24 protein-coding genes and 7 pseudogenes are annotated in these 26987 nt (G+C 54.8%); 16 read left to right on the top strand and 15 right to left on the bottom strand.

Going from position 1 to position 26987, the window contains the following annotated elements:
• Positions 1-16: 16 nt before the first annotated feature.
• From GM30_RS21500 to flgB, 4 genes and pseudogenes are all read right to left on the bottom strand, one after another.
• Positions 17-1148, bottom strand: a pseudogene (locus tag GM30_RS21500) (flagellar hook protein FlgE).
• Between the two features lie 26 nt (positions 1149-1174).
• Positions 1175-1867, bottom strand: coding sequence for a flagellar hook assembly protein FlgD (flgD, locus tag GM30_RS21495; RefSeq protein WP_049850250.1), 693 nt, complete (start codon positions 1865-1867; stop codon positions 1175-1177).
• A gap of 10 nt (positions 1868-1877) precedes the next feature.
• Entirely contained in the window at positions 1878-2282 is a 405-nt protein-coding gene (gene flgC / locus GM30_RS21490) for a flagellar basal body rod protein FlgC (RefSeq protein ID WP_049850249.1), read from the bottom strand.
• Between the two features lie 3 nt (positions 2283-2285).
• Positions 2286-2680: pseudogene (gene flgB, locus GM30_RS21485) on the bottom strand (flagellar basal body rod protein FlgB).
• A 158-nt stretch (positions 2681-2838) separates the two neighbouring features.
• Here flgB and flgA point away from each other — a divergent pair.
• The 3 genes and pseudogenes from flgA (at position 2839) to flgN (ending at position 4181) form a co-directional block, all read left to right on the top strand.
• Positions 2839-3370: pseudogene (gene flgA, locus GM30_RS21480) on the top strand (flagellar basal body P-ring formation chaperone FlgA).
• A 93-nt stretch (positions 3371-3463) separates the two neighbouring features.
• Positions 3464-3754, top strand: coding sequence for a flagellar biosynthesis anti-sigma factor FlgM (gene flgM, locus GM30_RS21475; protein ID WP_049850248.1), 291 nt, complete (start codon positions 3464-3466; stop codon positions 3752-3754).
• A 4-nt stretch (positions 3755-3758) separates the two neighbouring features.
• Positions 3759-4181: a flagella biosynthesis chaperone FlgN gene (gene flgN, locus GM30_RS21470; protein WP_049850247.1), complete on the top strand. Its 423-nt coding sequence runs from the start codon at positions 3759-3761 to the stop codon at positions 4179-4181.
• A 59-nt stretch (positions 4182-4240) separates the two neighbouring features.
• Here flgN and murJ read toward each other — a convergent pair whose 3' ends face one another.
• The 4 genes and pseudogenes from murJ to rimJ form a co-directional block, all read right to left on the bottom strand.
• A complete protein-coding gene (gene murJ / locus GM30_RS21465) occupies positions 4241-5776 on the bottom strand; it encodes a murein biosynthesis integral membrane protein MurJ (protein WP_049850246.1) in 1536 nt (511 codons plus the stop codon).
• Positions 5777-5886: 110 nt separating this feature from the next.
• Positions 5887-6727 (bottom strand): annotated as a pseudogene (locus GM30_RS21460) (Gfo/Idh/MocA family protein).
• A gap of 2 nt (positions 6728-6729) precedes the next feature.
• A complete protein-coding gene (locus GM30_RS21455) occupies positions 6730-7377 on the bottom strand; it encodes a YceH family protein (protein ID WP_049850245.1) in 648 nt (215 codons plus the stop codon).
• 23 nt (positions 7378-7400) lie between these two features.
• Positions 7401-7985 (bottom strand): ribosomal protein S5-alanine N-acetyltransferase, encoded by a 585-nt coding sequence (rimJ, locus tag GM30_RS21450; RefSeq protein ID WP_049850244.1) that lies wholly within the window; start codon positions 7983-7985, stop codon positions 7401-7403.
• A 238-nt stretch (positions 7986-8223) separates the two neighbouring features.
• On the opposite strand from rimJ, the gene mdtH reads away from it, so the two are divergent.
• The 6 genes and pseudogenes from mdtH to solA all read left to right on the top strand — a co-directional run bounded on the left by mdtH (position 8224) and on the right by solA (position 13184).
• On the top strand, positions 8224-9393 hold the full coding sequence (gene mdtH, locus GM30_RS21445) for a multidrug efflux MFS transporter MdtH (protein ID WP_049850243.1): 1170 nt from the start codon (positions 8224-8226) through the stop codon (positions 9391-9393).
• Between the two features lie 9 nt (positions 9394-9402).
• Positions 9403-9963, top strand: coding sequence for a lipoprotein (locus GM30_RS21440; protein ID WP_049850242.1), 561 nt, complete (start codon positions 9403-9405; stop codon positions 9961-9963).
• A gap of 122 nt (positions 9964-10085) precedes the next feature.
• Positions 10086-11100, top strand: a pseudogene (gene pyrC, locus GM30_RS21435) (dihydroorotase).
• A gap of 116 nt (positions 11101-11216) precedes the next feature.
• Positions 11217-11462: a DNA damage-inducible protein I gene (gene dinI / locus GM30_RS21430; protein ID WP_049850240.1), complete on the top strand. Its 246-nt coding sequence runs from the start codon at positions 11217-11219 to the stop codon at positions 11460-11462.
• A 286-nt stretch (positions 11463-11748) separates the two neighbouring features.
• Positions 11749-11965, top strand: a pseudogene (bssS, locus tag GM30_RS25180) (biofilm formation regulator BssS).
• Positions 11966-12080: 115 nt separating this feature from the next.
• Positions 12081-13184 carry an N-methyl-L-tryptophan oxidase gene (gene solA / locus GM30_RS21425; protein WP_072094213.1) on the top strand — a complete coding sequence of 368 codons (1104 nt, stop codon included), beginning with the start codon at positions 12081-12083 and terminating at the stop codon, positions 13182-13184.
• 19 nt (positions 13185-13203) lie between these two features.
• Here solA and trhO read toward each other — a convergent pair whose 3' ends face one another.
• The gene (gene trhO, locus GM30_RS21420; protein ID WP_049850239.1) at positions 13204-14253 is read right to left on the bottom strand and encodes an oxygen-dependent tRNA uridine(34) hydroxylase TrhO; all 1050 of its coding nucleotides are present in this window, start codon (positions 14251-14253) and stop codon (positions 13204-13206) included.
• Between the two features lie 222 nt (positions 14254-14475).
• Here trhO and GM30_RS21415 point away from each other — a divergent pair, with 222 nt between their 5' ends.
• The 3 genes and pseudogenes from GM30_RS21415 (at position 14476) to GM30_RS21405 (ending at position 17192) form a co-directional block, all read left to right on the top strand.
• Positions 14476-15396: a Kdo(2)-lipid IV(A) acyltransferase gene (locus GM30_RS21415; protein ID WP_049850238.1), complete on the top strand. Its 921-nt coding sequence runs from the start codon at positions 14476-14478 to the stop codon at positions 15394-15396.
• A gap of 145 nt (positions 15397-15541) precedes the next feature.
• Positions 15542-16768, top strand: a complete 1227-nt coding sequence (mdtG, locus tag GM30_RS21410; RefSeq protein ID WP_049850317.1) for a multidrug efflux MFS transporter MdtG — start codon at positions 15542-15544, stop codon at positions 16766-16768.
• 102 nt (positions 16769-16870) lie between these two features.
• A pseudogene (locus GM30_RS21405) lies at positions 16871-17192 on the top strand (MysB family protein).
• Here GM30_RS21405 and GM30_RS21400 read toward each other — a convergent pair.
• The 3 genes from GM30_RS21400 to mdoG form a co-directional block, all read right to left on the bottom strand.
• Positions 17193-17414, bottom strand: a complete 222-nt coding sequence (locus GM30_RS21400; RefSeq protein ID WP_420802282.1) for a YceK/YidQ family lipoprotein — start codon at positions 17412-17414, stop codon at positions 17193-17195.
• A gap of 72 nt (positions 17415-17486) precedes the next feature.
• A complete protein-coding gene (mdoH, locus tag GM30_RS21395) occupies positions 17487-20015 on the bottom strand; it encodes a glucans biosynthesis glucosyltransferase MdoH (RefSeq protein ID WP_049850236.1) in 2529 nt (842 codons plus the stop codon).
• A complete protein-coding gene (gene mdoG / locus GM30_RS21390) occupies positions 20008-21543 on the bottom strand; it encodes a glucans biosynthesis protein MdoG (protein ID WP_155484031.1) in 1536 nt (511 codons plus the stop codon). Before mdoG ends, mdoH begins: the two co-directional genes overlap by 8 nt.
• Positions 21544-21815: 272 nt before the next feature.
• Between mdoG and mdoC the strand changes: the two genes are divergently transcribed.
• Positions 21816-22976 carry a glucans biosynthesis protein MdoC gene (gene mdoC, locus GM30_RS21385; protein ID WP_049850234.1) on the top strand — a complete coding sequence of 387 codons (1161 nt, stop codon included), beginning with the start codon at positions 21816-21818 and terminating at the stop codon, positions 22974-22976.
• 422 nt (positions 22977-23398) lie between these two features.
• On the opposite strand, the gene csgC is transcribed toward mdoC, so the two are convergent.
• Genes csgC through csgB form a run of 3 tightly spaced genes read right to left on the bottom strand, consistent with a single transcriptional unit; the run spans position 23399 to position 24731 of the window.
• Positions 23399-23728 carry a curli assembly chaperone CsgC gene (gene csgC / locus GM30_RS21375; protein ID WP_049850232.1) on the bottom strand — a complete coding sequence of 110 codons (330 nt, stop codon included), beginning with the start codon at positions 23726-23728 and terminating at the stop codon, positions 23399-23401.
• A 60-nt stretch (positions 23729-23788) separates the two neighbouring features.
• A complete protein-coding gene (csgA, locus tag GM30_RS21370) occupies positions 23789-24235 on the bottom strand; it encodes a curli major subunit CsgA (protein WP_049850231.1) in 447 nt (148 codons plus the stop codon).
• A gap of 40 nt (positions 24236-24275) precedes the next feature.
• Entirely contained in the window at positions 24276-24731 is a 456-nt protein-coding gene (gene csgB / locus GM30_RS21365; RefSeq protein ID WP_049850230.1) for a curli minor subunit CsgB, read from the bottom strand.
• 758 nt (positions 24732-25489) lie between these two features.
• On the opposite strand from csgB, the gene csgD reads away from it, so the two are divergent.
• Genes csgD through csgF form a run of 3 tightly spaced genes read left to right on the top strand, consistent with a single transcriptional unit; the run spans position 25490 to position 26974 of the window.
• The gene (gene csgD, locus GM30_RS21360; protein WP_049850229.1) at positions 25490-26140 is read left to right on the top strand and encodes a biofilm master transcriptional regulator CsgD; all 651 of its coding nucleotides are present in this window, start codon (positions 25490-25492) and stop codon (positions 26138-26140) included.
• Between the two features lie 4 nt (positions 26141-26144).
• Positions 26145-26534, top strand: coding sequence for a curli production assembly/transport protein CsgE (gene csgE, locus GM30_RS21355; RefSeq protein ID WP_049850228.1), 390 nt, complete (start codon positions 26145-26147; stop codon positions 26532-26534).
• Between the two features lie 26 nt (positions 26535-26560).
• Positions 26561-26974, top strand: a complete 414-nt coding sequence (gene csgF, locus GM30_RS21350) for a curli production assembly/transport protein CsgF (RefSeq protein WP_049850227.1) — start codon at positions 26561-26563, stop codon at positions 26972-26974.
• The last annotated feature ends 13 nt before the right edge of the window (positions 26975-26987 follow it).

The raw sequence follows: 26987 nt of genomic DNA, 5'->3' as shown, positions 1-26987 counted from the left end.
TCATCCCGTCAGGCGCTTAGCGCAGGTTAACCAGGGTGTTGAGGATCTGATCCTGGGTTTTGATGGTCTGCGCGTTCGACTGATAGTTACGCTGCGCGACAATCATGTTCACCAGTTCTTTACTCAGATCGACGTTGGACGCTTCCAGCGCACCGTTGGTCAGCTTACCGAAGTTGCCTTCGCCTGCCGTACCGAGCAGCGCCACGCCAGAAGACAGGGTCGCCGTCCAGACGTTATCCCCCTGCGACTGCAGCCCTTCGTTGTTGGCGAAGTTCGCCAGCACGATCTGCCCCAGCACCTGCGATTTTTCGTTGGAGTAGTTACCAACAATCGTACCGTCATCGTTAATCTGATAGCTCACCAGGTCACCCGGACCGTAGCCGTTCTGATCGGAAGCCACGATGCTGTTGGAACCGGTGTTCTGCTGCATGGTATTCGCGAAGCTCAGCTGGAAAGTCGCTGGGGTCGCACCGTTAATGGTCCCGGTGGTCAGGTTAGCGGTCCCGCCGCTGATCAGCTCGCCATCGGCGTTGAATCCCAGCGTGGTCGCCAGTGCAGAGGCACTTCCGGCGACGCTGCTGTCCTGGGTATAAACGTTCCAGGTGTTGTCGGCGGTCTTCACGAAGTACACGTTCATGTCATGGGCGTTACCCTGACTGTCGTAAACGGTGATCGAGTCTTTTCTGTTGTAGGTGTCAGCGTCGGTCGCATCAAACGGCGTGGTCGCTGGCAGCTTGTCTGTGGAGTTCAGGTTCATCTGCATGCTCGCCGTGGTGGTGATTTTGGCGGACATCAGCGTATTCGGGATGTTCAACCCGACCGGGTTAGCGCCCTGCTGAATGGTCGGCGGTGTACCCGTTGCCGGATAACCGGTCAGCTGCAGNGCTGTCGACCAGACGGAAGAAGCCGTTCTGGCTGATAGCGACGTCCAGCGCGCGACCGGTGCTGGTGGTGATCCCGTCGTTAAAATCCTGCGTGATCCCCGCGACCTTCACGCCAAGACCCACTTTAGAGCCGGCGAACATATCGGCGAAAGAAGCGGTGCCGGACTTAAAGCCATAGGTGGCGGAGTTGGCAATGTTGTTACCAATTACGTCGAGGTTAGTAGAGGCAGCATTCAGACCGCTGACCGCTTGAGAAAAGGACATGTCTTTCTCCTGATATGGTTGAAGGCTTAAATAATCTGGCGAACGTCGTCGAGCGTGGTCGTACCGTGGATGCCAAGATCCAGGGTATTGCCATTCGCGCCACGGATAACACCCTGCACCAGCGCGTACTGCAGCGGCTGACTGGTCAGCTGCGTACCGCCGTTAGTGGCGTTGACGGAAATGCTGTAAGCGCTGTCGGTGGCGAGTGAACCATCGTCCAGCTTGCCGTCCCAGGTATAGGTATGCACACCTGCGGACTGTTGGCCCAGTTCAAGCGTGCGCACCACTTTGCCGGTCTTATCACTGATAGTGACGGTGACTTTGTCCGCCGCCTGCTGCAGTTCGAGACCAAACGGTGTCGTGCTGACGTTACCGTCATCATCTTTACCGGTCAGCACCACATTGCCCGGGATCATCACGCCATGCCCAATCAGCGTCGCCGCCTGCATGGACTGGTTGCTGTCGATCTGGCCGGAAATAGAGCCCAACGTGGTATTCAGTTTTTCGATACCGCTCACCGTGCTGATCTGTGCGAGCTGAGAGGTCAGCTCGTTGTTCTGCATCGGGTTGGTTGGATCCTGGTTTTTTAACTGCGCCACCAGCAACGTCAGGAAGCTGCTTTGCAGATCCGCCGCGTTGTTGCCGGTCAGCGAATTGGTCCCGGTCTGGACGTCGTTGCCGGTATTGGTTGGATCGTTGACATTGACGGCAATTGACATGGTTCTCTCCTTATTGTCCCAGCGTCAGTGTTTTCAGCATCATGCCTTTCACGGTGTTGAGCACTTCCACGTTGGCCTGATAGCTGCGCGACGCGGACATGGTGTTCACCATTTCGCCGACCACATCGACGTTAGGCATTTTCACGTAGCCTTTGGCGTCCGCCAGCGGGTTGCCCGGCTGGTAAACCAGCTTGTCCGGCGCCTGGCTTTCAATCACGTTGGCCACTTTTACACCACCGGTCGCAGCGCCCACCGGCGCATCCACCTGGAACACCACCTGTTTGGCGCGATAAGGCTGTCCGTCAGGCCCGGTGACGCTGTCGGCGTTCGCCAGATTACTGGCGGCGACGTTCAGGCGTTTGGACTGGGCGGTCAGCGCGGAACCGGCGACATCAAAAATATTCAGCAATGCCATTCATTAATTCCCCTGTTGCAGGACGCTCATCATGCTCTTGATTTGACCACCCAGCACCGTCAGGCCTGTCTGGTACTGCAGGCTGTTGTCGGCAAACTGCGTACGTTCGCGGTCCATATCGACGGTGTTGCCATCCATCGACGGCTGGTCGGGAACGCGATACATCAGATCAACAGCAGGCGACGATATCGTCCCGGCAGGTATATGACGGGCAGAGGTGAGTGAGAGCGCCACGTTGCTGGTCTCCGCTCTGCCACGCTCCATTACCTTTTTCAGTTCACTGNATCCCCCGGGGTATCGGCGTTGGCGATATTGGCAGCCAGAATCTCCTGACGCGCGGCACGCAAGTTCAGCGCTTCCTGCTGGAAACGTAGCGCAGCGTCGAGTTTATCGAGCATGGCTCCTCCGCTAATGACAAAATTTCAGTTCACACTTTAATTCTCCGGCCTGTCTCCCTATCGCCGGAATAAACGCAAAATGCGTCGCTATTTATTGCGTTGAAGAAATCCCCATGCGGGTAAAATCCTGCCAATCCCTGAACAGACTGGAGTTGGCGATGCGAAACCTGAAAAGCACCCTCGTGGCGATCTGTTTGCTGCTTAGCCCGCTGGCGCAGGCTGACGATCTCAATGCGCAGCTGCAGGCGTTTTTTGCCCAGCGTCTGACCGGCTTCAGCGACGACGTCACGGTTACGCTCCGCACGCCGCAAACCCAGCAGCCGCCGTGCGAACAACCGGCGCTGAGCGTCCCGGCGAGCGCGCGGCTGTGGGGGAATCTGAACGTGCTGGCACAGTGCGGCACTGAGAAACGTTATCTTCAGGTCAATGTTCAGGCCGTAGGCAATTACGTGGTGGCGGCTGAAGCCATTGCNCCAGCCGATTCAGCTGTCGATGTTACGTCAGTCGTGGCGGGTGAAAGCGGGTCAGCGCGTGCAGGTGATCGCCAGCGGCGACGGCTTTCGCGTCAATGGCGAAGGGCAGGCATTAAACAACGCCTCGGTGGCGCAAAACGCGCGCGTCCGGATGCCGTCGGGCCAGGTGGTCAGCGGGAAAGTGGGTCCTGATGGGAATATTCTGATTAATTTATAATGTTTATAAAGAATCTGCGGCACCTGCCGATAAAATATCAACAAATGATGATGGCAGGCTGTAGTGCCACGAACCCTCGATGAGGACAGCATAATGAGCATTGATCGTACATCGCCCCTGAAGCCAGTGAATGCCGTACAACCACGCGAACCGAACGACGTCGGCGCGACGAAATCACGTACTGAAAAATCGGCTGCCAGCAACAGCACCAGCGTAACGCTGAGCGATGCGCAGACCCGACTGACGCAGCCTGGCTCCGGCGATATTAATCTGGAACGTGTTGAAACACTGAAGACGGCGATTCGTAACGGTGAACTGAAAATGGATACCGGTAAAATCGCTGACGCCCTGATCCAGGAAGCCCAGAATTCATTGAGTCAATAAACGTATGAGTCGTTTGTCAGACATTTTGGACCAAATGACCGCCATCCTGAACTCGCTCAAAGCGGTGATGGATGAGGAGCAACAACAGCTGTCTTTTGGTAGCGTGAACGGTAGCGCGCTGCAACGCATAACGGAAGAGAAAAGCTCTCTGCTGGCGGCGCTCGATTACCTTGAGCAGCAGCGTCGCATGGAGCAAGAAGCTCAGCGCTGCGCCAATGATGATATTACTGACCGCTGGCAACTGATTACCAAAAAAACGCAGCATCTGCGCGATCTGAACCAGCACAACGGCTGGCTGCTGGAGGGGCAAATCGCCCGCAATCAGCAGGCGCTTGAGGTTCTGAAACCGCATCAGGAACCCGGTCTGTATGGCAGAGACGGGCAAACCTTCAACGCGCCTCGCGGCGGAAAAAAATTCTCCGTCTGATTTCCCCACGGATGACGTTTGCCTGCCGGTTAGCCTTACGCTAACCGGCTTCGTTTTATTTATACCGTTCTGCGGGTGAACTCTTTCACTTTAAAGCCGAGCAGCGCCAGGGTGGCGAAATAGGCGACAATTCCCACCACCACCACCGCCATCAGACGCAACAAACGGAACGGCATGGTGCCCTGCGACCATTCCGGCATCACATACAGCATGCCGAGCAGCGCGGCGGACATCACCACCACCGCGATCACCAGCCGGATCAGAAACCCGCCCCAGCCCGGCATCGGGGTAAAAATATTCTGTTTACGCAACTGCCAGTACAGCAGGCTGGCGTTCAGACAGGCCGCCAGACCGATGGAGAGCGACAGCCCGGCATGTTTCAGCGGGCCAATGAACGCCAGGTTCATCAGTTGCGTCATGATGAGGGTGACAATGGCGATTTTCACCGGCGTTTTGATGTTCTGACGGGAATAGAATCCCGGTGCCAGCACCTTCACCACGATCAGCCCCATCAGCCCGACGGAGTACGCCACCAGTGCGCGCTGGGTCATCGCGGCGTCAAACGCAGTGAATTTACCGTACTGGAACAGCGACACCGTCAGCGGTTTCGCCAGGATCCCCAGCGCCACGGCGCTCGGCAGCGCAAGCAGGAAGCAAAGGCGCAGCCCCCAGTCCATCAGGCGGCAATATTCGTCGTGATTGCCGCTGGCAAAGCTTTTCGACAGTGACGGCAACAGAATCGTCCCCAGCGCCACGCCCAGCACGCCGGACGGAAATTCCATCAGACGGTCGGCGTAGTACATCCACGACACCGACCCCGACACCAGGAACGAGGCAAAAATGGTGTTGATGATGAGGGAGATCTGACTGACCGACACGCCGAGGATCGCCGGGCCCATCTGTTTCACCACCCGCATCGCCCCGGCATCTTTTAAATTAATGCGCGGCAGCACCAGCATGCCGATTTTTTTCAGGTGCGGCAGTTGATAGAAAAGTTGCAAAATCCCGCCCACTGTTACCGCCCACGCCAGCGCCAGTACCGGCGGCTGAAAGTACGGCGCAGCGAACAGCGCAAAACCAATCATGCTGATGTTCAGGAAAGTCGGCGCGAACGCTGGCACCGAGAAACGGTTCCAGGTGTTCAGAATCGCCCCCGCCAGCGACGCCAGCGAGATCAGCAGAATATACGGGAAAGTAATGCGCAACAGTTGGGTGGTCAGCGCGAATTTTTCTGCGGTATTGGCAAAACCCGGCGCGGTAATGGTGATCACCCAGGGCGCTGCCAGCATTCCGAGCACCGTCACCAGCGCCAGCGCCAGCGTTAACAGCCCGGAGACGTAAGAGATAAAGACTTTGGTGGCGTCATCGCCCTGTTTGCTTTTGTATTCCGCCAGGATCGGCACAAAGGCCTGCGAAAACGCGCCTTCGGCAAAAATGCGGCGCAACAGGTTCGGCAGCTTAAAGGCGACAAAAAAGGCGTCCGTCGCCATTCCCGCGCCAAAGACCCTCGCCACAATGGCATCGCGCGCGAACCCCAACACGCGGGAAAACATGGTCATCGAGCTGACGGCGGCCAGCGATTTTAATAGATTCATTGAAGTGATATTCCACAACCCTGGAGCAAAACGCCTGCAGTGCAGGCGTGGAAAGTGGCGATAGTCTACCGGGATCGTCGTGAATTACTACTGCCAGTTGTTACAGTGTCTTATTCGCTGAAGGCGTCCTGCCAGACCTTTTCAACGATACGCTGCGCCAGCACGGCCTGCTCGCCGGCGGTTTGCGGAACCGTCTGATTTTGCACGCATTCAATAAAATGGTGCGCACAACCGGTGAAACCGCGTTGCTCGAGTGTGCTCTGCCAGCCAGGTACCGNCCACCCACTCGCGCTGACTCCCGGCGCGACGGTGCATGCTGGTGGTCACCTGCAACTGCGGATGGCTGAAATGATGCTCGGCGTAGAGCATTTCGCCCTGTTCTGTGGTTTGCAGCACCCCACCGCTCAGGCTCGCGCCACCCGCCAGCCACAGCGCGGTATCCACCACGTGCAGGTAATCGTCAAGCAGCGTGAAGTGGCAGTCCTGCGGCCCGACGCTGTCGGTGCGGTGCTTGTCCATGCGCAGCGACGCCGCCGAAGACAAATTGGTTTTCAGTTCGCGATATAACGGCGCAAAACGACGGTTAAAGCCCACCATCAGGGTGAGCTTTTTCTTCGCCGCCAGATCCACCAGCCGCTCCGCATCGGTGAGTTTTTCTGCCAGCGGTTTATCAACGCAGACGTGTACGCCCGCATTGAGCAGTTCGCTGACCACCGCCGCATGGGTCGCCGTCGAGGTGTGGACAAACACCGCGTCACACTGCGCCGCCAGCGCGGCCAGCGAATCCGCATACGGCATGCGGTACGTGTCGCAGATGCGCAGCGCTTTCTCTTTGTTGGGGGACCAGGCCGCCTGCAGGGTCCAGTTCGTTGCGGCGCTGAGTACCGGCAGCCACGCTTTTTGCGCTATGCCGCCAAGCCCAACGACGCCGATACGAAGTTTAGCTGTCACCGTTATTCTCCCAGGTGCGCGAGTAAAGATTCCAGACGCTGCTTCAGTTCGGCCACTTCCCCTTCCAGGGTTTCAACGCGCGCCAGCAGATCGTCTCCCACCGGCGCCACCGCTTCCACCACGGTTGCCAGCGTTTCGATATCACCGCTGAAAAGATGCATATAGCGGCTTTCGCGTTTGCCGGGTTCCCGTGGCAGACGTGCGACAAACGGGCCGTCGTCGCGGGAGGCTAAGCCTTCCAGCGTCGATTCGACTTCCGCCATGTCGCGGAATTCATGCATGCGCTGCGCACGACCGCGCAGTTCGCCCGGCGTCTGTGCGCCGCGCAGCAGCAGCGTAGTGACAATCGCCACCTCTGCGGATGTCAGTTTCAGATCGCCGAATTCGGAATTGCAAAAACGCTGCTCATATTTGGTCACACGGTTACCGAAACCGCTGACCGTGCGCAGGTAGTGACGCTTGACCAGCGCATCGAGCAGCTCCTGCACGTCAGATTCGCTGAGATTCATTACCGGTTCACGGTTGGTTTTCTGGTTGCAGGCAGTCACTACGCCGTTCACCGACAGCGGATACTGTTCCGGCGTCGTCACCTGCTTTTCCAGCAGACAGCCAATAACGCGCGCTTCATTTGCGGTGAGTTGATACTTCATTCTTTCTCCTCAGGGGCTGGCGCTTAGCGGCCAGCCGTCCATTCCTTCGTGGTCAGCGCGGTCAGCACATGGTCGCGCCACTGCCCGTCGATCAACAGGTAATCTTTGGCGTAACCCTCTTTTTCAAAGCCCAGCCGGGCCAGTAAATCCCCGCTGCGCTGATTATGCGGCATGTAGTTGGCCATGATGCGATGAATATGTTGCGATCGTTGCATATAGCGGATCGCCGCGCTCAATGCTTCAAACATCAGCCCCTGCCCCTGCCATTTTTGCCCGATGGAGTAGCCGAGATAGCAGGCGTGAAACGAGCCGCGCACAACGTTGGAAAAGTTAGCGACACCAATAACTTCCTTTTCCTCGGGATCGAGCAGGGCAAAATAAAACGCGGAGCCCTGTTTATGGAATTCGTTAATCATCCCCAGGCGCGCCTGCCAGCCGGACGGATAACAATGGCTGTCATCGCGGACCGGTTCCCAGGGTTTTAAAAACTGGCGATTCTCGGCGTAATAATCGGCGAGACGCCAGGCGTCACGTTCATGAACCAGACGCACCACCAGACGGTCTGTTGTTAAGCGTACTTTCGGCACATTACTGCGATAGCCAAACATTCATTCCACTCCTTCACGCAACCCATGACCGACGTATTTCTTAATTTATAATACCTGCCCGCAGGCACTCTGTGAAAACAGCAACATACCATTTTCTGCGCGACATCGGCTTTTCGATTAAAAGCCTCTATCGAAGTAGTATCTTGATAAAAAAATATTGTCGCAGGCAATATGGGAAAACAAGCATTAACCACGCAGAATAGGACTGCACTCTTCTTTTTATTTCCCAGGGGGGGAAATGTCCCGCGTATCGCAGGCTAGGAGCCTGGGTAAATATTTCCTGTTGGTCGACAATATGCTGGTGGTTCTCGGTTTTTTTGTCGTATTTCCTCTGATTTCCATTCGTTTTGTTGATCAATTAGGTTGGGCGGCGTTGATGGTGGGCATCGCGCTCGGTTTACGTCAGCTTGTTCAGCAGGGTCTGGGCATGTTTGGCGGTGCTATTGCCGACCGTTTTGGCGCGAAACCGATGATTGTCACCGGAATGCTGATGCGCGCGGGCGGTTTCGCAGCGATGGCGGTAGCGCAGGAACCCTGGATGCTCTGGCTTTCCTGCATTCTGTCCGGGCTGGGCGGTACGCTGTTTGACCCGCCGCGTACGGCGCTGGTGATCAAACTGGTGCGTCCGCATCAGCGTGGGCGATTCTTCTCCTTACTGATGATGCAGGACAGCGCGGGCGCGGTAATTGGCGCCCTGCTCGGCAGTTGGCTGCTACAGTACGATTTCCGTCTGGTGTGCAGCGTCGGTGCGCTGCTGTTTATCCTCTGCGCGGGCTTTAACGCCTGGTATCTCCCGGCGTGGAAACTCTCCACGGTGAGAACGCCGGTGCGCGAAGGGCTGGCCCGCGTGTTGCACGACAAACGCTTTGTTACCTACGTACTGACGCTGACCGGCTACTACATGCTCGCCGTGCAGGTGATGCTGATGCTGCCGATCATGGTGAACGATATCGCCGGGTCGCCGTCGGCGGTGAAATGGATGTACGCCATCGAAGCGGCGCTGTCGCTGTCACTGCTGTACCCGATTGCCCGCTGGAGTGAAAAGCGTTTCCGCCTCGAACAGCGGCTGATGGCCGGTCTGGTGGTGATGTCGCTCTCGATGTTGCCCATCGGGTTGACCAGTAGCCTTTCGCAGCTGTTTGCGCTGATTTGCACGTTCTACATTGGCTCAATTATCGCTGAACCGGCGCGTGAAACGCTCAGCGCTGAGCTGGCCGACGCCCGCGCCCGCGGCAGCTATATGGGCTTCAGCCGTCTGGGGCTGGCCTTTGGCGGCGCCTTTGGCTATGCCGGTGGCGGCTGGCTGTTTGATACCGGCAAAGCCTTCAATCAGCCAGAACTGCCGTGGGCGATGCTGGCGATCATTGGTCTTATTACCTTCATTGCGCTGTGGTGGCAGTNNATGTAGAGGAACCCCATGAAAAAGATTTTGGTTATTGCCGCACTGTTCATTGGCGGCGTGCTGGCGGGTTGTAATCAGCTCACACAGTATTCCGTCAGTGAACAGGAAATTAATCAGGCATTACAGAAGCACAATAATTTCTCGAAAGACATTGGCCTGCCTGGCGTGGCAGATGCTCACATACAGCTCACTAATCTTTCCAGCGCTATCGGACGTGAAGATCCCAACAAAGTCACCCTGAGCGGCATTGCGAAGCTGGATATGACGTCCCTGTTCGGTAACCAGAAAGCGACCATCGATCTGAAACTCAAAGCGCAGCCAATTTTCAATAAAGAAAAAGGCGCCATTTTCCTGCAGGAGATGGAAGTGGTGGACGCGAAAGTCGCGCCGGAGAAAATGCAGTCGGTCGTTCAGACCCTGATGCCCTATCTGAACCAGTCGCTGCGAAACTACTTTAATCAGCAACCGGCCTACATTCTCAGAGAGGATGCCAGCGAAGGCGAAGCGCTGGCGAAGAAATATGCGAAAGGCATTGAAGTGAAACCGGGTGAAATCATTATTCCCTTCACTGATTAACCTGACGGGCGCTGCGGCGCCCTTTTTTTTCGGATAAAGAGTGCAAAGGAAAACGTTTCCGCTTATCCTTAGTGCCCGGCAAAAAGCAGCCTGATGACTGAACCAACCAGCCGGAGCCCCTCATGACAGCACAACCCCAGGTTTTAAAAATCCGCCGCCCTGACGACTGGCATATTCATCTGCGTGATGGTGATATGTTGAAAACCGTCGTGCCTTATACCAGCGCACNNGCCGCCAGTGACCACGGTAGAGGCGGCGGTGGCCTACCGCCAGCGCATTCTTGACGCCGTTCCGGCCGGGCATGATTTTACCCCGCTGATGACCTGTTATCTGACCGATACGCTGGATGCGAACGAGCTGGAGCGCGGTTTTCAGGAAGGCGTGTTTACCGCCGCCAAACTCTATCCGGCCAATGCCACCACCAACTCCAGCTACGGCGTCACCAGCGTCGATGCCATTATGCCGGTGCTGGAGCGCATGGAAAAACTGGGCATGCCGCTGCTGGTGCACGGCGAAGTGACGCAGGCAGACATTGACATTTTCGACCGTGAAGCGCGTTTCATCGACACAGTGATGGAGCCGCTACGCCAGCGTCTGCAGGGGCTGAAAGTGGTGTTTGAGCACATCACCACCAAAGATGCCGCCGAGTATGTCCGCGACGGCAACGATCGTCTGGGCGCCACCATTACGCCTCAGCATCTGATGTTTAACCGCAACCATATGCTGGTGGGCGGCGTGCGTCCGCATCTGTACTGTCTGCCAATTCTTAAGCGCAACATCCACCAGCAGGCGCTGCGCGAACTGGTGGCCAGCGGTTTCAGCCGTGCGTTCCTCGGTACAGATTCCGCACCGCATGCGCGTCATCGCAAAGAAGCCAGTTGCGGCTGCGCGGGCTGCTTCAACGCCCCGACGGCGCTCGGCAGCTACGCCACCGTGTTTGAAGAGATGAATGCCCTGCAACACTTTGAAGCGTTCTGCTCCCTCAATGGTCCGCGCTTTTACAACCTGCCGGTAAATGACGACGTTGTTGAGCTGGTGCGCGAAGAGAGCACCGTCGCTGAGAGCATTGCCCTGGCGGACGATACGCTCATTCCTTTCCTCGCGGGTGAAACCGTGCGCTGGACGGTAAAAGCATAAAAATTCGCAACCCCCTGTTGTAAGTTACTTTATTTACCTGTATACATATACAGTATAACTACAGGGGGTGAGCAAAAGCTTGCCCATCAGGAAACCGCCTGAAGGATGACGTGACTATGCGAATTGAAGTGACGATTGCCAAAACAACGCCGTTACCCGCCGGAGCATTAGACGCGCTGGCCGGAGAACTCTCCCGCCGCATCAACGACCACTACCCTGACGCCGGTGGCAACGTGACCGTACGGTACGCCGCCAGCAATAATCTCTCCGTCTTCGGTGGCATTAAAGAAGATAAAGATCGCATCAGCGAAATCCTGCAGGAGACGTGGGAAAGCGCCGATGACTGGTTCATCACCGATTAAATATTACTCTCTCATTGTGTTGTCTTGCCGGGTCGCCCCGGCTTTTTTTGTTTTACCGCCTTGTTTATTTTTTAATCCCTTTCCGATATATCCGCTAATCTCTTAAAAAATAATGAACAATTTGGCCGTTTATCGTTCAAAAATGCGAGGCGTTCAGTAATTTGTGTTGCAGATTATTTAATTTCTCGAGTAATTGATTATTTATTGATATACTTACTCTTGCTTCAGATAAAACACGCAGAACCTCGAGAGTCGTTATCTTTTAACACGTAGAAAAGGGGTTATGATGGAAAAGAATAATGAAGTCATCCAGACCCATCCCCTCGTCGGATGGGACATCAGCACCGTAGATAGCTACGATGCGCTGATGCTGCGCTTACACTACCAAAACCCCACTCAAGCGAGCAGTAANTGCCCCCCGCCAGTTTATTTCGATTCTGGAAGCGGGCATCGCCAAAATAGAATCAGGCGATTATCAGAAAGATGAGTATCGCAGGCATTAAATTGAATGCTCACTCCACAGGCACCCTCGGGTGCCTTTATTATTTGTGCGGTTGTATCGCGACTGATAATTAATTACTCTGCTAAGAAAGCTTTCCCGGAAGAGACTATGGANTAATTGTTCTTGGTAGCGGCTCCATCGGCGCTGCCGCCGGTTATTACGCGCGTCGAGCCGGTCTGAATGTGCTGATGCTGGACGCCCACCTCCCACCCCATGACCAGGGCAGCCATCACGGCGATACGCGGCTGATCCGCCATGCTTACGGCGAAGGCGAAAAATATGTCCCGCTGGTGCTGCGCGCGCAGACGCTGTGGGACGAGCTGGCCACCCTCAGCGGCGAGGCCATATTCGAGAAAACCGGGGTGATTAACCTCGGGCCGGCCCATTCTGCGTTTCTGGCGAACGTCGCCCATAGTGCGAAGCAGTTTGGTCTGGCGGTGGAAATGCTGGATGCGCAGGGGATCATGTCCCGCTGGCCTGAAATACGGGTGCCTGATGATTACATCGGTATTTTTGAATCCGCTTCCGGCGTACTGAAAAGCGAGCTGGCGGTCAAAGCATGGATCCGTCTGGCGCGGGAAGCCGGTGCGGCACAACAGTTTAACGTCCCGGTGACCGCCATTCATCATGAGGCTGACGGCGTGACGGTGGAAACCGCTGAAGAGAATTTCCGCGGCAAAAAGCTGCTCATCAGCGCTGGCACCTGGGTGACAAAACTGCTCCCGGAGCTGCCCATTCAACCCGTGCGCAAGGTGTTTGCCTGGTTCCAGGCCGATGGCCGCTACAGCAGTAAAAATAACTTCCCCGCGTTTACCGGCGAACTGCCGAACGGTGATCAGTACTACGGCTTTCCGGCCGAGGATAATGAACTGAAGATCGGCAAACATAACGGCGGGCAGATCATCACGTCTGAAGAGGAACGCAAACCGTTTGGCGCGGTTGCTACTGACGGCTCAGAAGCGTTTAATTTTCTGCGCAACGTGCTGCCAGGCATTGGCGGCTGTCTGCACGGCGCGGCCTGCACCTATGACAATTCGCCGGACGAGGATTTCATCATTGATACCCTGCCCGGTCATCCTGATACGCTGCTGATCACCGGCCTCAGCGGTCACGGCTTTAAGTTTGCCTCCGTGCTCGGTGAAATCGCCGCACAGTTTGCTCAGGGCACCACGCCGGAATTCGACCTGACGCTCTTTTCGCTGGCGCGCTTTAACCGTTAGAACGCTGACATCCTGGCCCTCATTCGGGGTCAGGAATACCCAGTTTCGTATTCAACCGTCCACGCGACTTGTTGAAAATCTTATTGCCGTTTTCGCGTCCGGCGCGGCGACGGCGCTGTTCGTCTTCAGGCAGCTTGTGCTCCTGCTGACAGGCTTCGCTGCAGCAGCCTTCATATTTTTCCGCACACGCCGGGCACTGAATAAACAGCAGGTGACAGCCGTCGTTCAGGCAGTTGGTGTGGCTGTCGCACGGCGCGCCGCACTGGTGGCAATGGGAAATCACGTCGTCGCTGATGCGTTCACCCATGCGCTCGTCAAAAACAAAGTTTTTGCCAATGAAGCGCACCGGTAACCCCTGCTCGCGCGCACGGCGAGCGTATTCAATGATCCCGCCCTCAATGTGCCAGACCTTGTTAAAGCCGTTGTGCTTCATCCAGGCGCTGGCTTTTTCACAGCGAATGCCACCGGTGCAGTACATGACAATCTTTTTGTCTTTATGCTCCTGCATCATTTCCACCGCTTTCGGCAGTTGTTCGCGGAAGGTATCGGCGGGGATCTCCAGCGCATTCTCAAAATGGCCGACTTCGTATTCGTAGTGGTTACGCATGTCGATAAAAATGGCGTTTGGATCGTCAAGCATCGCGTTGACTTCAGCGGCTTTCAGATAATCGCCGACGTCGCTGGCGTCAAAGCTCGGGTCGTCGATGCCATCTGCAACGATCCGGTCACGCACTTTCATGCGCAGCACCCAGAACGATTTTCCGTCGTCGTCGAGGGCAATATTCAGACGCAAACCGTTCAGCGCCGGGTCGAAACCATACAGCAGTTCCCGAAACGCCTCCACGCGGCTTTCCGGCACGCTGATCTGGGCGTTAATCCCCTCTTTCGCCAGATAGACGCGACCAAATACGTCAAGCGTGCTGAACGCGACGTACAGCGCATCGCGGGTCGCTTTAGGATCGGCGATAGTGAAATATTTATAGAATGAGATCGTTGTGCGCGGTTCGGTTTCCGCCAGCATTTTTGCCTTCAACGCCTCATTCGAAATGCGGTTGTGTAACACTGGCATGGTGTTCGGTTCCTGCAATCGTATAAGGGAAAAATGAGTCGGGCGGCATGATATAGCAAAGAATCACAATTTACATCCCTACAATTTGCGCTACATTTCTCTCACCTTATTATATGTACTCTCAACATTTGTCTGTTATCTCCCCACTCCGTTGGCACGGATTTTGGCTGACGGGAAAAAAATGCGACAATAGAGGGAGTTGTTTGTAATGACAGGAAAGACATGACCCATTTACCCAAATTTTCTGCTGCGCTTTTGCACCCTCGCTATTGGTTAACCTGGCTCGGTATCGGCGCGCTCTGGCTGATGGTGCAGCTTCCTTACCCGGTCATTTATCGCATCGGCACCTCCATGGGCCGCCTTTCCATGCGGCTGATGAAGCGCCGCGCCCACATCGCTTACCGCAATCTGGAACTTTGTTTTCCTGAGATGAGCGAGGCGGAGCGCCACCGGCTGGTGGTGAAGAATTTTGAATCCGTAGGAATGGGGCTGATGGAAACCGGCATGGCCTGGTTCTGGTCGGATCGCCGCATTGCCCACTGGACGACGGTCACCGGGTTTGAACCGCTGCGTGAACTCGAAGCGCAAAAGAAAGGTATTTTGCTGATCGGCGTACATTTTCTCACCCTGGAAATGGGGGCGAGAATGTTTGGCCTCAACTGGCCGGGGATCGGCGTGTATCGTCCTAACGACAATCCGGTACTGGATCTGCTGCAAACCTGGGGACGCCTGCGCTCCAACAAAGACATGCTGGACCGCAAAGATCTCAAAGGGATGGTCAGAGCGCTGAAAAATGGTGACGTGGTGTGGTACGCCCCGGATCACGACTACGGTCCGCGTAGCAGCGTGTTTGTCCCCTTCTTTGCCGTCGATCAGGCCGCCACCACCACCGGGACCTGGATGCTGGCAAAGATGTCAAAAGCCTGCGTCGTGCCGTTTGTACCGCGCCGCCGGGAAGACGGTAAAGGCTATGAGCTGATAATGCTGCCGCCGGAATGTTCGCCGCCGCTGGATGACGCCGAAACCACCGCCGCGTGGATGAACCGCGTGGTGGAGCAGTGCATCCTGATGGCGCCGGAGCAGTACATGTGGCTGCATCGTCGCTTCAAAACACGCCCTGAAGGCGTCCCTTCGCGTTACTGATCCGCTGGCAGCCCGGCCAGGCTGCCGTACACCCGCTTTCCGATGTCTCTGATTTGCAGAACCCTTTTCGCGGGCGCATAATTAGTCTGCTATGGACTTTTTTATCAGCTGATTGCAGCTCTTTAGCACGCTGCTGCGGGTTTTTATGCCATCCTCCGAAACACCCATCAACTGGAAACGCAATCTCGCCGTCGCCTGGCTGGGTTGTTTTCTGACCGGCGCCGCCTTTAGCCTGGTGATGCCTTTTCTGCCGCTCTATGTCGAGGAACTGGGCGTGACGGGCTTGCGCGAGCTGAACATGTGGTCCGGCCTGGTCTTTAGTATTACCTTCCTGTTCTCTGCCATTGCCTCGCCCTTCTGGGGCGGTCTTGCCGACCGTCGCGGCCGTAAAATCATGCTCTTGCGCTCGGCGCTGGGGATGTCAATCGTGATGGTGCTGATGGGGCTGGCGCAGAACGTCTGGCAACTGCTGATCCTGCGCGCGTTGCTCGGCCTGCTTGGCGGCTTTGTGCCTAACGCCAACGCGCTGATCGCCACTCAGGTGCCGCGCAACAAGAGTGGCTGGGCGCTGGGAACGCTTTCTACCGGCGCGGTCAGCGGTGCGTTGCTGGGACCGCTGGCGGGCGGTCTGCTGGCTGATATGTGGGGATTACGCCCGGTGTTCTTCATGACCGCCAGCGTGCTGTTCGTCTGTTTTGTCATTACGCTGTGGCTGATCCGCGAGCAATTCACGCCGGTATCGAAAAAAGAGATGCTCCACTTTCGTGAAGTTATTGGCTCGCTGAAAAGCCCGCGGCTGGTGCTGAGCCTGTTTGTCACTACCATGATCATTCAGGTGGCGACGGGTTCGATCGCGCCGATTCTGACGCTGTACGTGCGCGATCTGGCAGGCAACGTCAGTAATATCGCGTTTATCAGCGGGATGATTGCCTCGGTGCCTGGCGTGGCGGCGCTGCTCAGCGCGCCCCGGCTCGGCAAACTCGGCGATCGCATCGGCCCGGAGAAGATCCTGATTGCTGCGCTGGTGGTTTCCGTGCTGCTGTTAATCCCGATGGCTCTGGTGCAGACGCCCTGGCAGCTGGGCATCCTGCGTTTCCTGCTTGGTGCCGCTGACGGCGCTCTGCTCCCGGCAGTACAGACGCTGCTGGTCTATAACGCCACCAACCAGATTGCCGGGCGTGTGTTCAGCTATAACCAGTCCTTTCGCGACATCGGCAACGTTACCGGACCGCTCATCGGCGCGGCGGTCTCGGCCAGCTACGGCTTCCGCGCAGTCTTTTTCGTTACGGCTCTGGTGGTGTTATTTAACGTTGTCTACTCAACGCTCAGTCTGCTCCGCCCACGGGCACGAAAGGCCGCAGTGGAACGCTAACCTCGCCATCCCGGGGATGTTTTTTCGTTTGTACGCCTTGCATAACGCAAACTTCAGCTATTCTTTCCCTGAATACCACATCAACCTGCAGGGAGAAAAGAGATGACTATGTATGCCACGCTCGAAGAAGCTATTGATGCGGCTCGCGAAGAGTTCCTCGCCGATAATCCGCAACTCGACGAAGANCATCATGTGGCAGGCGGAATTTTTAGCCGAAGAGACTGATGACGGCGAATGCCTGCCCATCCTGTTCGGTGAGGCCGCCCAAAGCGTGTTTGACGGTGATTACGACGAGATAGAACTTCGCCAGGAATGGATGGAAGAGAACACCCTGCATGAATGGGATGAAGGTGAATTTCAGCTCGAGCCGCCGCTCGACACCGAGGAAGGTCAGACGGCGGCCGATGAATGGGATGAACGCTGATTAATCATACGGGCCGTGATGCATATCCAGCGGCAGCAGCAGCGTGTCGAATACCAGCGAAAAAGGTAGATCCAGGATCGTGATATAGCGCCAGGCCGAATCACGCACATCCCATTGGACGCCGGGATAATACTGGTTGCCATGCCCCTGTCCGGGAATGGTGCGGCTGATAATACTGCCGCACCCACTGAGCACCATCACCATGGCGATTGCCAGCAACATTCTCACATTTAACCTCATCTTACAGACAAAAAAATACCGGCACGGTTGCCGGTATTTTCCTTAACCTGCGGCTTACTTCGCTTTTACCGCCAGCGGATTCAGCGTCAACTGTTGATAATAGTTCACCCAGGACGAATATCTTTCCGGCGAGGCCCACACGCGATAATGCAGACGCGACAGCGTCACCGGGTCGCTCAACAGCACCAGACGACGATCGCGGTTGAGCTTGTCCGGCGTTTCGTTCAGCGCCTGCTCAACGTGACGATCACGGGCAATCTCCAGCACGTGGCTTTCACGGTGACGGGCAGTCGCCATCGCGGTGGCCAGCGCATTGAACGACGGGTTGAACACCGCGTGCATAAAGCCCTGTTCCAGTTCACGACTGCGGTTCAGCACCAGGTATTTGTCGGTATCTTCCAGCACCTGCGGCGGGGAATACTCTTCCGGGATCAGGAACAGCTTCCAGCGTTTACTGCGCAGACCGGCCGTTGAACGGCTGGAGAATACAGAAACAAACGGCGACAGGATCAGCGAGAAGACAATCGGTGCCAGCCAGAACAGGAAGCGCAGATCAAGCCACGCCATACCGGCGGCCCACACCAGACCGAGCAGCAACTGAGAGCCATGACGCATGAACGCTTCGCCCCACGGGGTGGAGTCGTCATCACGCTGCGGCGAATTCCAGACCACTTCCCAGCCGAGGAACGCGCTGACGACGAACACCGTGTGGAACAGCATACGCACCGGCGCCAGCAGCACCGAGAACAGCACTTCCAACAGCAGCGAAATCGTCACGCGAATGAAGCCGCCATACTCTTTCGAGCCTTTACACCACACCAGAATGATACTGAGCAGCTTCGGCAGGAACAGCAGCACCATGGTGGATGCAAACAGCGCAATCGCCAGTTCCGGACGCCACTGCGGCCAGACCGGGAACAGTTGTCGCGGTTGCAGGAAGTATTGCGGTTCGGTCAGCGCATGCACCACCTGCAGGGCGGTCGACAGCACCAGGAACATAAACCACAGCGGTGCGGAGAGATAGGACATCACGCCCGTCAGGAACACCGCGCGGTGTACCGGGTGCATCCCCTTGACGAGGAACAGGCGGAAGTTCATCAGGTTACCGTGACACCAGCGACGGTCGCGTTTCAGTTCATCCAGCAGGTTCGGCGGCAGCTCTTCATACGACCCCGGAAGATCGTAGGCAATCCACACGCCCCAACCGGCACGGCGCATCAGCGCGGCTTCGACGAAGTCATGCGACAGAATCGACCCGGCAAACGAACCTTCACCCGGCAGCGGTGCCAGCGCGCAGTGCTCGATGAACGGCTTCACGCGGATGATGGCGTTGTGCCCCCAGTAGTGGGATTCCCCCAGTTGCCAGAAGTGCAGACCGGCGGTGAACAGCGGCCCGTAAACACGGGTGGCGAACTGCTGGCAGCGCGCGTACAGCGTGTCCATGCCCGAGGCTTTCGGCGACGACTGGATGATCCCGGCGTTCGGGTTCGCTTCCATCAGACGCACCAGCCCGGTCAGACACTCGCCACTCATCACGGAGTCCGCATCCAGCACCACCATGTAGCTGTACTGGCTGCCCCAGCGGCGGCAGAAGTCATCGATGTTGCCGCTTTTACGCTTCACGCGACGGCGGCGGCGGCGATAGAAGATCTGCCCTTCGCCCTGCACTTCCGCAATCAGCTCCATCCACGCTTTTTGCTCAGCCACGCAGATATCGGGGTTGTAGCTGTCGCTCAGGATGTACACGTCGAAATGCTGTTGCTGACCGGTGGCTTTTACCGATTCCCAGGTCGCCCGCAGCCCGGCGAAGACGCGGTTCACGTCCTCGTTACAGATAGGCATGATAAGCGCGGTGCGATGTTTCGGGTTGATCGGTTCATTGCCGGTCGTTGAGGCGGAAATACTGTATTTGTCTTTGCCGATGAGCAGTTGCAGAAAGCCCATCAGCGCGGTCCAGAAGCCCGCCGATACCCAGCAGAACAGCACGGCGAAGAGGATGAGGATCCCGGTCTGCAGCAGATAAGGCAGCAGTTGCATGAAGGAAACCCACAGATCCTGGCCCACCATGTCTGCCGGGTTAATCAGCGCCCAGCCCTGGTAAGGAAGAATGGTTTTCATGTACCAGGTGGCGACCACCGTCTGCGCCAGCGTCAACAGCAGCAGAATATAGCGGCGAATGGAGCCGACCATACGCCACTTCTGCTCATGTTCCTGCTCTTCTTTGGTCAGACGCGCCAGATAGCGGGGGGTCACGTCGCGCCCACGCAGCCGGTCCCAGAAACGCCCAATCGGGTTGGTACGCCACGGATCCGGGAACATGGAGGAACGTTTCGCTTTTGGCATCGCCTGCAGTTGATCGCGACCTTCATCGTCTTTGATCAACTGACCTTGCGCTAAGGAGTCCGGCCAGCTGTGTTCGAGACGCGCTTTGACCGACGCTAAAGGCGTGTCGTCGTCACGCGCGAACGTCCGATGGTCAGCATCCAGGGCTTCATGAACGGCACGGAGATCCGTGTCGGGCAACGCGGCTTTTTCAGCCTCCGAAAGCGGCAGAGCGTCAATGTACTTCATTGTCTTATTCATTGGCAGGCAGCTGATAGCTCCAGGTTTCGCTCAGCGTCTGGTCAGCATTGACCAGCGCGGCACGCATGTCCGTGGTTTTCCTGGCATCTTTCACTTTGACGCGCAGCATTAAACGCCAGCCTTTGGTGAGCGGGTTATAGCGAACGCTGTTCTCAACGATTTCGCCATTGTCACCAATGCTGGTCTGCGCGGTGACCGGGGTATCCTGCGGCAGCTTTTTCATCTCTGCGCCCGCGAAATCCACCACAAAAGCGATGGTGCCATCCGGCTGACGGATCAGGTTCGCCTGTTTGACGTCGCCGGTGGAACGGCGGGTCTGGGTGACGAACGCGTTATCCGGCGCGTGCAGCTTGTCTTCGTCACGGCTGAAGGTGATGGTGTATTTATAGTTCATCTCCTTGCCCGCCTCAGGCAGTTGCTCAGGCGTCCAGTAGGCGACGACGTTGTCGTTGGTTTCATCGTTGGTGGGGATTTCCACCAGCTCGATTTTCCCTTTGCCCCAGTCCCCTTTCGGCGTGATCCACGCGCTTGGGCGCAGGTCATAGCGGTCGTCCAGATCTTCAAAACGTGAGAACTGACGGCCACGCTGCAGCAGACCAAAGCCCTGCGGATTTTCGGTTTCGTAGCTGCTGACCGCGAGGTGTTTTGGGTTGTTCAGCGGACGCCAGATCCACTCGCCGTTACCGGCATGGATGGAGAGACCGTTGGAGTCATGCATTTCCGGGCGATAGTTGGTCGCCGGCGACGGCTGGTTCGGCCCGTACAGGAACATGCTGGTCAGCGGCGCCACGCCCAGTTTACCCACTTTGTCACGCAGATAGACTTTAGACTGCACGTCGACCACGGTATCGCGGCCCGGGATCACCACAAAACGGTAGGCGCCCGTCGCGCGAGGAGAATCCAGCAGGGCATAAATCGTCAGGCGTTTGTCGGTCGGTTTTGGACGCTCGATCCAGAACTCGCGAAAACGCGGGAACTCTTCGCCCGAAGGCAGCGCGGTATCAATGGCGAGCCCGCGCGCAGACAAACCGTAAACCTGACCCTGGCCGATCACCCGAAAATAGCTGGCCCCGAGCATGCTGACGATTTCATCGTTCTTATCTTTGCTGTTGATCGGATAAAGGATTTTGAAACCGGCAAAGCCCAGATCCTTGACCGTGTCTTTGTCATGCTGGACGTCGCCAAAATTGAAGTAATCCGGGCTATATTTAATTTTACGCACGGCGGTGGCCGTCACTTCGTTCACGGTGACCGGCGTGTCGAAGTACATCCCCTGATGATAGAACTCTAATTTGAACGGGGTTTTGATGTTGCTCCAGTAGGCTTTATCGTGGTTAAACTGGATCTTTTGGTAGTCCGCGTATTTCATATCGCGGAAAGCGGAGGGCAGGTTACTTTTTGGTGCCTCGTAGCCTTTGCCAGCGAGTGTTTTTGCCTGCTTTGCAACGTCATCAATGCTAAATGCCCATGCAGATGAAGTACACAGGGATAACATTACGGCTGCGCCAATCCAGCGCAGTTTCATCATCTGTGGTGTATGTTTCATATAAGTAAGCACTTCCCCCTTTGTGTGCTTAAATCGATCCGATCTATTTTAATGGAAACTCAAGCAATCCGACAACTGAATCCCAGTCAGGTTCAGCACGCTGGCTCATGGTTTAGTCAATGATCCGCCGCCGTTTTGCACTTTGCGTGCTTATCCTGGAGACAGGTTCCCGGACATCGTGTAGGGTTGCTGCCGAATGTAAACGTTATCGCCGCTCGCGATAAGACGAAAAGTCTGAGATTGTACGTAAGTCTATGAATAAAGTACCGCCACAACGTGAATATTTCCTTGATTCCATCCGTGCATGGCTGATGTTATTAGGGATTCCTTTTCATATTTCGCTGATCTACTCAAGCCATACCTGGCATGTGAACAGCATCGAACCGTCATGGTGGCTGACGCTGTTCAACGACTTCATCCATTCGTTCCGCATGCAGGTCTTTTTCGTCATCTCTGGCTACTTTTCCTACATGCTGTTTCTGCGCTATCCACTTAAGAAATGGTGGAAAGTGCGCGTGGAGCGCGTCGGGATCCCGATGCTCACCGCCATTCCGCTGCTGACACTGCCGCAGTTTATTATGCTGCAGTACGTGAAGGGTAAAACTGAAAGCTGGGAGAGCCTGTCGTTGTACGACAAGTACAACACGCTGGTGTGGGAGCTTATCTCGCACCTGTGGTTCCTGCTGGTGCTGGTGGTGCTGACCACCGTGAGCATCGTGGTATTCCGCTGGTTGCGACGTCGCCAGATCCGCGCCCGCAAGCGCTTTTTCGAACATGTCACGCTTGGGCAATTGACGTGGCTGTTTCTGGCGTTCGGCGTGCTGTATGGCGCGATTCGCCGCACGATCTTCATCGTCTACGCGCCGATTCTCAGCGACGGCCTGTTTAATTTTGCCGTGATGCAGACGCTGTTTTACGTGCCGTTCTTTGTCATTGGCGCCCAGGCGTTTATCAATCCGCGGCTGAAAGCGCTGTTCACCACCCCGTCCCCGTGGTGCCTGGTTGGCGCGGTGCTGGGCTTTATCGCCTACCGCCTGAACCAGCAATACGGCTCCGGTGACGCGTGGATGTATGAAACGGAATCGGTCATTACGATGGTGTTGGGACTGTGGATGGTAAACGTGGTTTTTGCCTTCGGGCATCGGCTGCTGAATTTCCAGTCGGCGCGCGTCACCTACTTCGTCAACGCTTCGCTGTTTATCTATCTGGTACATCATCCCTTAACGCTATTCTATGGGGCGTGGATCACGCCGTACATTACGTCTAATACGCTGGGCTTTCTCGCCGGGCTGGTCTTTGTTATCGGCTGCGCACTGATCTTATATGAGATCCATTTGCGCATTCCGCTGCTGCGCTTCCTCTTTTCCGGCAAACCGCTACGGCAACCGGAAAAAGCGCCGGCCAGCGTCAGCTAAGCAACGCCCCTCAACGAGGGGCTTTTTTTGGCNCTATTCCCCTTTACCCCTTTTTCGGCTTGTTCGAGAGAATAGACGGACGTTTTCGTTACTCCATCGCGGTAGCAGCTAAACGCCACGCTTTCGGCGGTACGCGCGATGTTGCAGGGATCTTCAACGATGGCACCACGGAAATGAATCACACCACCCTGTGCGGCATTTACCGTTGATGAGATGAGGAGAAGTAAAGGAAGCGCTGTGCTCACAAATGTTTTCATGTCAAACCTCTTCAGTATGGCTCATCCCTGAGTGCGGTATGCGGTGCACCAGACGATCACTACTGCATTTACAACATGACACGGTCACTAACATTTATTACAGCATATTAACGTTTCTGACTTTCCGCCAGTCGATCCAATGACTTGATTTACTGAATTTTTTGATCACGTTTTGTTCGGTGATAACCACTGCTGCGACAAATGAAGCGACTGTCCGTCCGTAACGGTGACAACCACTTTTACCGTGTCTTCAGGGGTCAAATTTAAACGAAGCCGGGGTAAATCAATCGCCTGATTAGCGGGCAAAGAGAGGGTTTTACTTTGCTGTATCTGGCTGGTACCGCTCTGCCCCTCGCGCAGGGTCTGCACCTGAACACGGCAAACGCAGGCGCGGGTTAAGGTGACGGTGGGAATAATGATGGTAATTTCTCCCTGCTGTGCGACATCAAACGCAATTTGATTGCTCAGCGCCGCAAGCAGCAACAAGCTGTGCATGTTCGCCTCCAGAAAAAAACAGGGCCAGCGCCCTGTTTTCAAAACGACCTTATCGGGATGTTAGTACTGGCTGGCAGTCGCGTTGTTGCCGAAACCAACCTGATGTACGGTAACGCTCGAATCAGAGGCAGACTGGTTAACCAGTGCACCGTTGCTCGCACCGAACTGACGCACTTCGACGTCAGAGTTTTTGCTGTTCCACTGATCGATAGTGGCATTGTTGGCATAGCCATTCTGCAGCAGGTCGATGGTGCTGGAGTCTGAACCCTGGCCCACATCGGCTGCGTTAGCGCCGCCGTACTGTTTGATGGTCAGATCGGACTGACGGGCATCGCTTTGCAGCGCGGTTGCCAGGTTGCCGCCACCGTACTGATAAATGCTCATCGTAGATTCAGGACCCGTTGTATTACCGCCGCCATGACCACCACCGTATTGCGGAACAAGACCTGCCAGAGCACTGCCAGAAACTACAATGGCTGCGAATGCTGCTACTTTGATAAGTTTCATGGTAAACCCCCATCGGATTGATTTTAATTGCCGTGAATAGCTAGCGTTGCGTGACGCGTATTGCCATCTGCGACTGTCGTTGCACTACAACTGCGGTTTTTTGCGTACCATACTGAGTAATATTTGCTTTATTACCGGATCCTTGCTGGATAATGGCCGCAGTATTTCCATATCCCCCTTGCTGTATATTTGCATCGTTGGCATTGCCCGCCTGCGCAATATAAGCGAGGTTATAGGTTCCTGACTGGTCAATTTTCGCCCGGTTCGCAGAACCCTCCTGAGAAATAACAGAAAGGACTTTTGAACCGTTCTGGCGAACAGTGGCGTTGTTATAACCGCCCTGCTGACCAATAATGGCTGCCTGATTATAAGATGGATTACTTAACTCATTAACCGCGAGGTTATATTCTGAATTAGCCAGATCATTACCTGCTGCGATTACTAACCCAGGCGAACCCAGCATTGTTAACACCATAAATAACAATTTGTTTTTCATGTTGTCGCCCTGGACCTGGTTCTGTCGTAATAATGAAGCACGGATATTTTGTAAACAGCCTGCGTATCTTGTTAACGCGGCGTTACGGTGAAGAGTATGTCCGGAGAAACATTTTAAATATCTCACCCGCCAGTGGTATTTTGTTGGTTATATTCACCCCAAAGTATGAACCGGAAAGAAAAAACGAAGCGGCAGGTCGGGTTTATTTCGTCTTATTATCCCGCACCCGCTCTACAAACGTTCATCGCTCAATGCCTCCACCGTCAAGAGAAGTTGACGCTTTTCATTTACTCAGAAACGATTATTTGTGATCATCGCGTGACAACGGTGTCTTTTTCTTAAGAAGTTAAGTTGTACAAATGACACTGTCTGTTTTTTGTAATAAACGTCGCCGTAATCGGCAATATAAAAATGATAAAAACTTTATAAATCAACAGAATATTGCGATAATTCACTCATAACAAATTTGTGCAAAATGCGTAAAATGTACAACTTTTCTATTAAATCTAAACAGTTTAAAATCCAGAAATACACATTTTAATATTTAATTTTACTTTTTGTTACATGATTAACACTTGCTTTAAGGTTAGTAATGACTAGATTGAAATTAGCAGTACTTAATTCGTTTTACTTTTAGCCTCCATCGCGGGGTTTATGACGCTTTCTACACACAGCAGTTCCGCATCTTTCAGTACTTCTGGTACTCACGGTTTTCCCGTGGGCGGCTGTCAGGTGCGCTCAAAAAGTGGGGTTTCATCATGTTTAATGAAGTCCATAGTATTCATGGTCATACATTATTGTTGATCACAAAACCTTCTTTGCAGGCCACTGCTCTGCTACAGCATTTAAAACACTCTCTGGTGTTAACGACCAAACTGCATAATATTCAGCGAACGCTGGATGATATTTCAGCTAATAGCATTATATTATTTGATATGATGGAAGCTGATAAAAAAATCATCCATTACTGGCAGGAAAACTTAAGCAGGAAAAACAATAATATCAGGATGCTGCTGTTAAATACGCCTGATGAATATCCGTTCCGCGATATTGAAAACTGGCCGCATATCAACGGGGTTTTCTACGTCTCCGAAGATGAGTCACGTTTAATTGAAGGTTTGCAGGGCGTACTGCGTGGCGAATGCTATTTCTCACAAAAATTAGCGAGTTACCTGATAACCCATTCAGGCCACTACCGCTACAACGGCACAGACAGCACACTGCTCACCCATCGTGAGAAAGAGATCCTCAATAAGCTACGTATTGGTGCCTCCAACAACGAGATCGCCCGCTCGCTGTTTATCAGCGAAAATACGGTCAAAACGCATCTTTATAATCTCTTCAAAAAGATATCCGTTAAAAACCGCACGCAGGCAGTCTCCTGGGCCAACGATAACCTCAGGCGGTGACGCCATGAAACGCTATTTTGCCTTGCTCGTGGCAGCAGAATTCCTGTTCGCCACCGGGGATCTGCGCGCCGTTGAGGTCGAAATCCCTGGGTTATTAACCGACCACACGGTCTCTTCAGTCGGGCACGATTTTTATCGTTCCTTCAGCGACAAGTGGGAAAGCGACTACAAAGGAAACCTGACGATTAACGAAAGGCCCAGCGCCCGTTGGGGAAGCTGGATCACCATCGCGATTAATCAGGATGTTATTTACCAGACGTTTCTCTTTCCAACCCGACGTGATTTTGAAAATACGGTAGGTCAGGCGCTGGCTGCGACTGACGAGGCGATTAAACGCCGCCAGATCGATCAGGCGTTGCTGAGCACCAAAGATCTCGCTCAGGACGAATTTTAAAAACTGAATATAACGCGGAGGCTGTCATGCGTATTGCATATGCAGTGATGTCACTCATTCTGATCCCCACCGTCAGTTGGGGCGGGAATATGGTATTCCAGTTCCGGGACCCGAGTTTTGGCGGCAACCCCAATAACGGTTCTTTTCTTCTGAACAACGCCCAGGCGCAAAACTCGTATAAAGATCCCAGCTATGACGACTATGGCATCGAAACACCGTCAGCGCTGGATAATTTCACCCAGGCCATTCAGTCGCAAATATTAGGCGGGCTGTTGACCAATATTAATACCGGGAAACCGGGAAGAATGGTGACCAGCGATTTCATCGTTGATATCTCTAACCGTGATGGCCAGCTGCAATTAAACGTCACCGACCGGAAAACCGGAAAAACCTCCACCATTGAGGTGTCGGGTTTACAAACGAATTCCACTGACTTCTAACGCTCAGTTATTA

Origin of the sequence: Trabulsiella odontotermitis (assembly GCF_001188485.1) — a bacterium.
GTDB lineage: Bacteria > Pseudomonadota > Gammaproteobacteria > Enterobacterales > Enterobacteriaceae > Trabulsiella > Trabulsiella odontotermitis_A.
This window is presented reverse-complemented; position numbering and strand designations above follow the sequence as displayed.

Coding starts and splice junctions, on each gene's coding strand:
- murJ (WP_049850246.1), bottom strand. CDS start 5,776: ATGAATCTATTAAAATCGCTGGCCGCCGTCAGCTCGATGACCATGTTT.
- flgN (WP_049850247.1), top strand. CDS start 3,759: ATGAGTCGTTTGTCAGACATTTTGGACCAAATGACCGCCATCCTGAAC.
- flgD (WP_049850250.1), bottom strand. CDS start 1,867: ATGTCAATTGCCGTCAATGTCAACGATCCAACCAATACCGGCAACGAC.
- flgC (WP_049850249.1), bottom strand. CDS start 2,282: ATGGCATTGCTGAATATTTTTGATGTCGCCGGTTCCGCGCTGACCGCC.
- csgF (WP_049850227.1), top strand. CDS start 26,561: ATGCGTATTGCATATGCAGTGATGTCACTCATTCTGATCCCCACCGTC.
- rimJ (WP_049850244.1), bottom strand. CDS start 7,985: ATGTTTGGCTATCGCAGTAATGTGCCGAAAGTACGCTTAACAACAGAC.
- mdoG (WP_155484031.1), bottom strand. CDS start 21,543: ATGATGAAACTGCGCTGGATTGGCGCAGCCGTAATGTTATCCCTGTGT.
- csgE (WP_049850228.1), top strand. CDS start 26,145: ATGAAACGCTATTTTGCCTTGCTCGTGGCAGCAGAATTCCTGTTCGCC.
- csgD (WP_049850229.1), top strand. CDS start 25,490: ATGTTTAATGAAGTCCATAGTATTCATGGTCATACATTATTGTTGATC.
- GM30_RS21415 (WP_049850238.1), top strand. CDS start 14,476: ATGACCCATTTACCCAAATTTTCTGCTGCGCTTTTGCACCCTCGCTAT.
- dinI (WP_049850240.1), top strand. CDS start 11,217: ATGCGAATTGAAGTGACGATTGCCAAAACAACGCCGTTACCCGCCGGA.
- GM30_RS21400 (WP_420802282.1), bottom strand. CDS start 17,414: ATGTTGCTGGCAATCGCCATGGTGATGGTGCTCAGTGGGTGCGGCAGT.
- GM30_RS21455 (WP_049850245.1), bottom strand. CDS start 7,377: ATGAAGTATCAACTCACCGCAAATGAAGCGCGCGTTATTGGCTGTCTG.
- mdoH (WP_049850236.1), bottom strand. CDS start 20,015: ATGAATAAGACAATGAAGTACATTGACGCTCTGCCGCTTTCGGAGGCT.
- csgA (WP_049850231.1), bottom strand. CDS start 24,235: ATGAAACTTATCAAAGTAGCAGCATTCGCAGCCATTGTAGTTTCTGGC.
- mdtG (WP_049850317.1), top strand. CDS start 15,542: ATGCCATCCTCCGAAACACCCATCAACTGGAAACGCAATCTCGCCGTC.
- GM30_RS21440 (WP_049850242.1), top strand. CDS start 9,403: ATGAAAAAGATTTTGGTTATTGCCGCACTGTTCATTGGCGGCGTGCTG.
- csgC (WP_049850232.1), bottom strand. CDS start 23,728: ATGCACAGCTTGTTGCTGCTTGCGGCGCTGAGCAATCAAATTGCGTTT.
- csgB (WP_049850230.1), bottom strand. CDS start 24,731: ATGAAAAACAAATTGTTATTTATGGTGTTAACAATGCTGGGTTCGCCT.
- mdoC (WP_049850234.1), top strand. CDS start 21,816: ATGAATAAAGTACCGCCACAACGTGAATATTTCCTTGATTCCATCCGT.
- trhO (WP_049850239.1), bottom strand. CDS start 14,253: ATGCCAGTGTTACACAACCGCATTTCGAATGAGGCGTTGAAGGCAAAA.
- flgM (WP_049850248.1), top strand. CDS start 3,464: ATGAGCATTGATCGTACATCGCCCCTGAAGCCAGTGAATGCCGTACAA.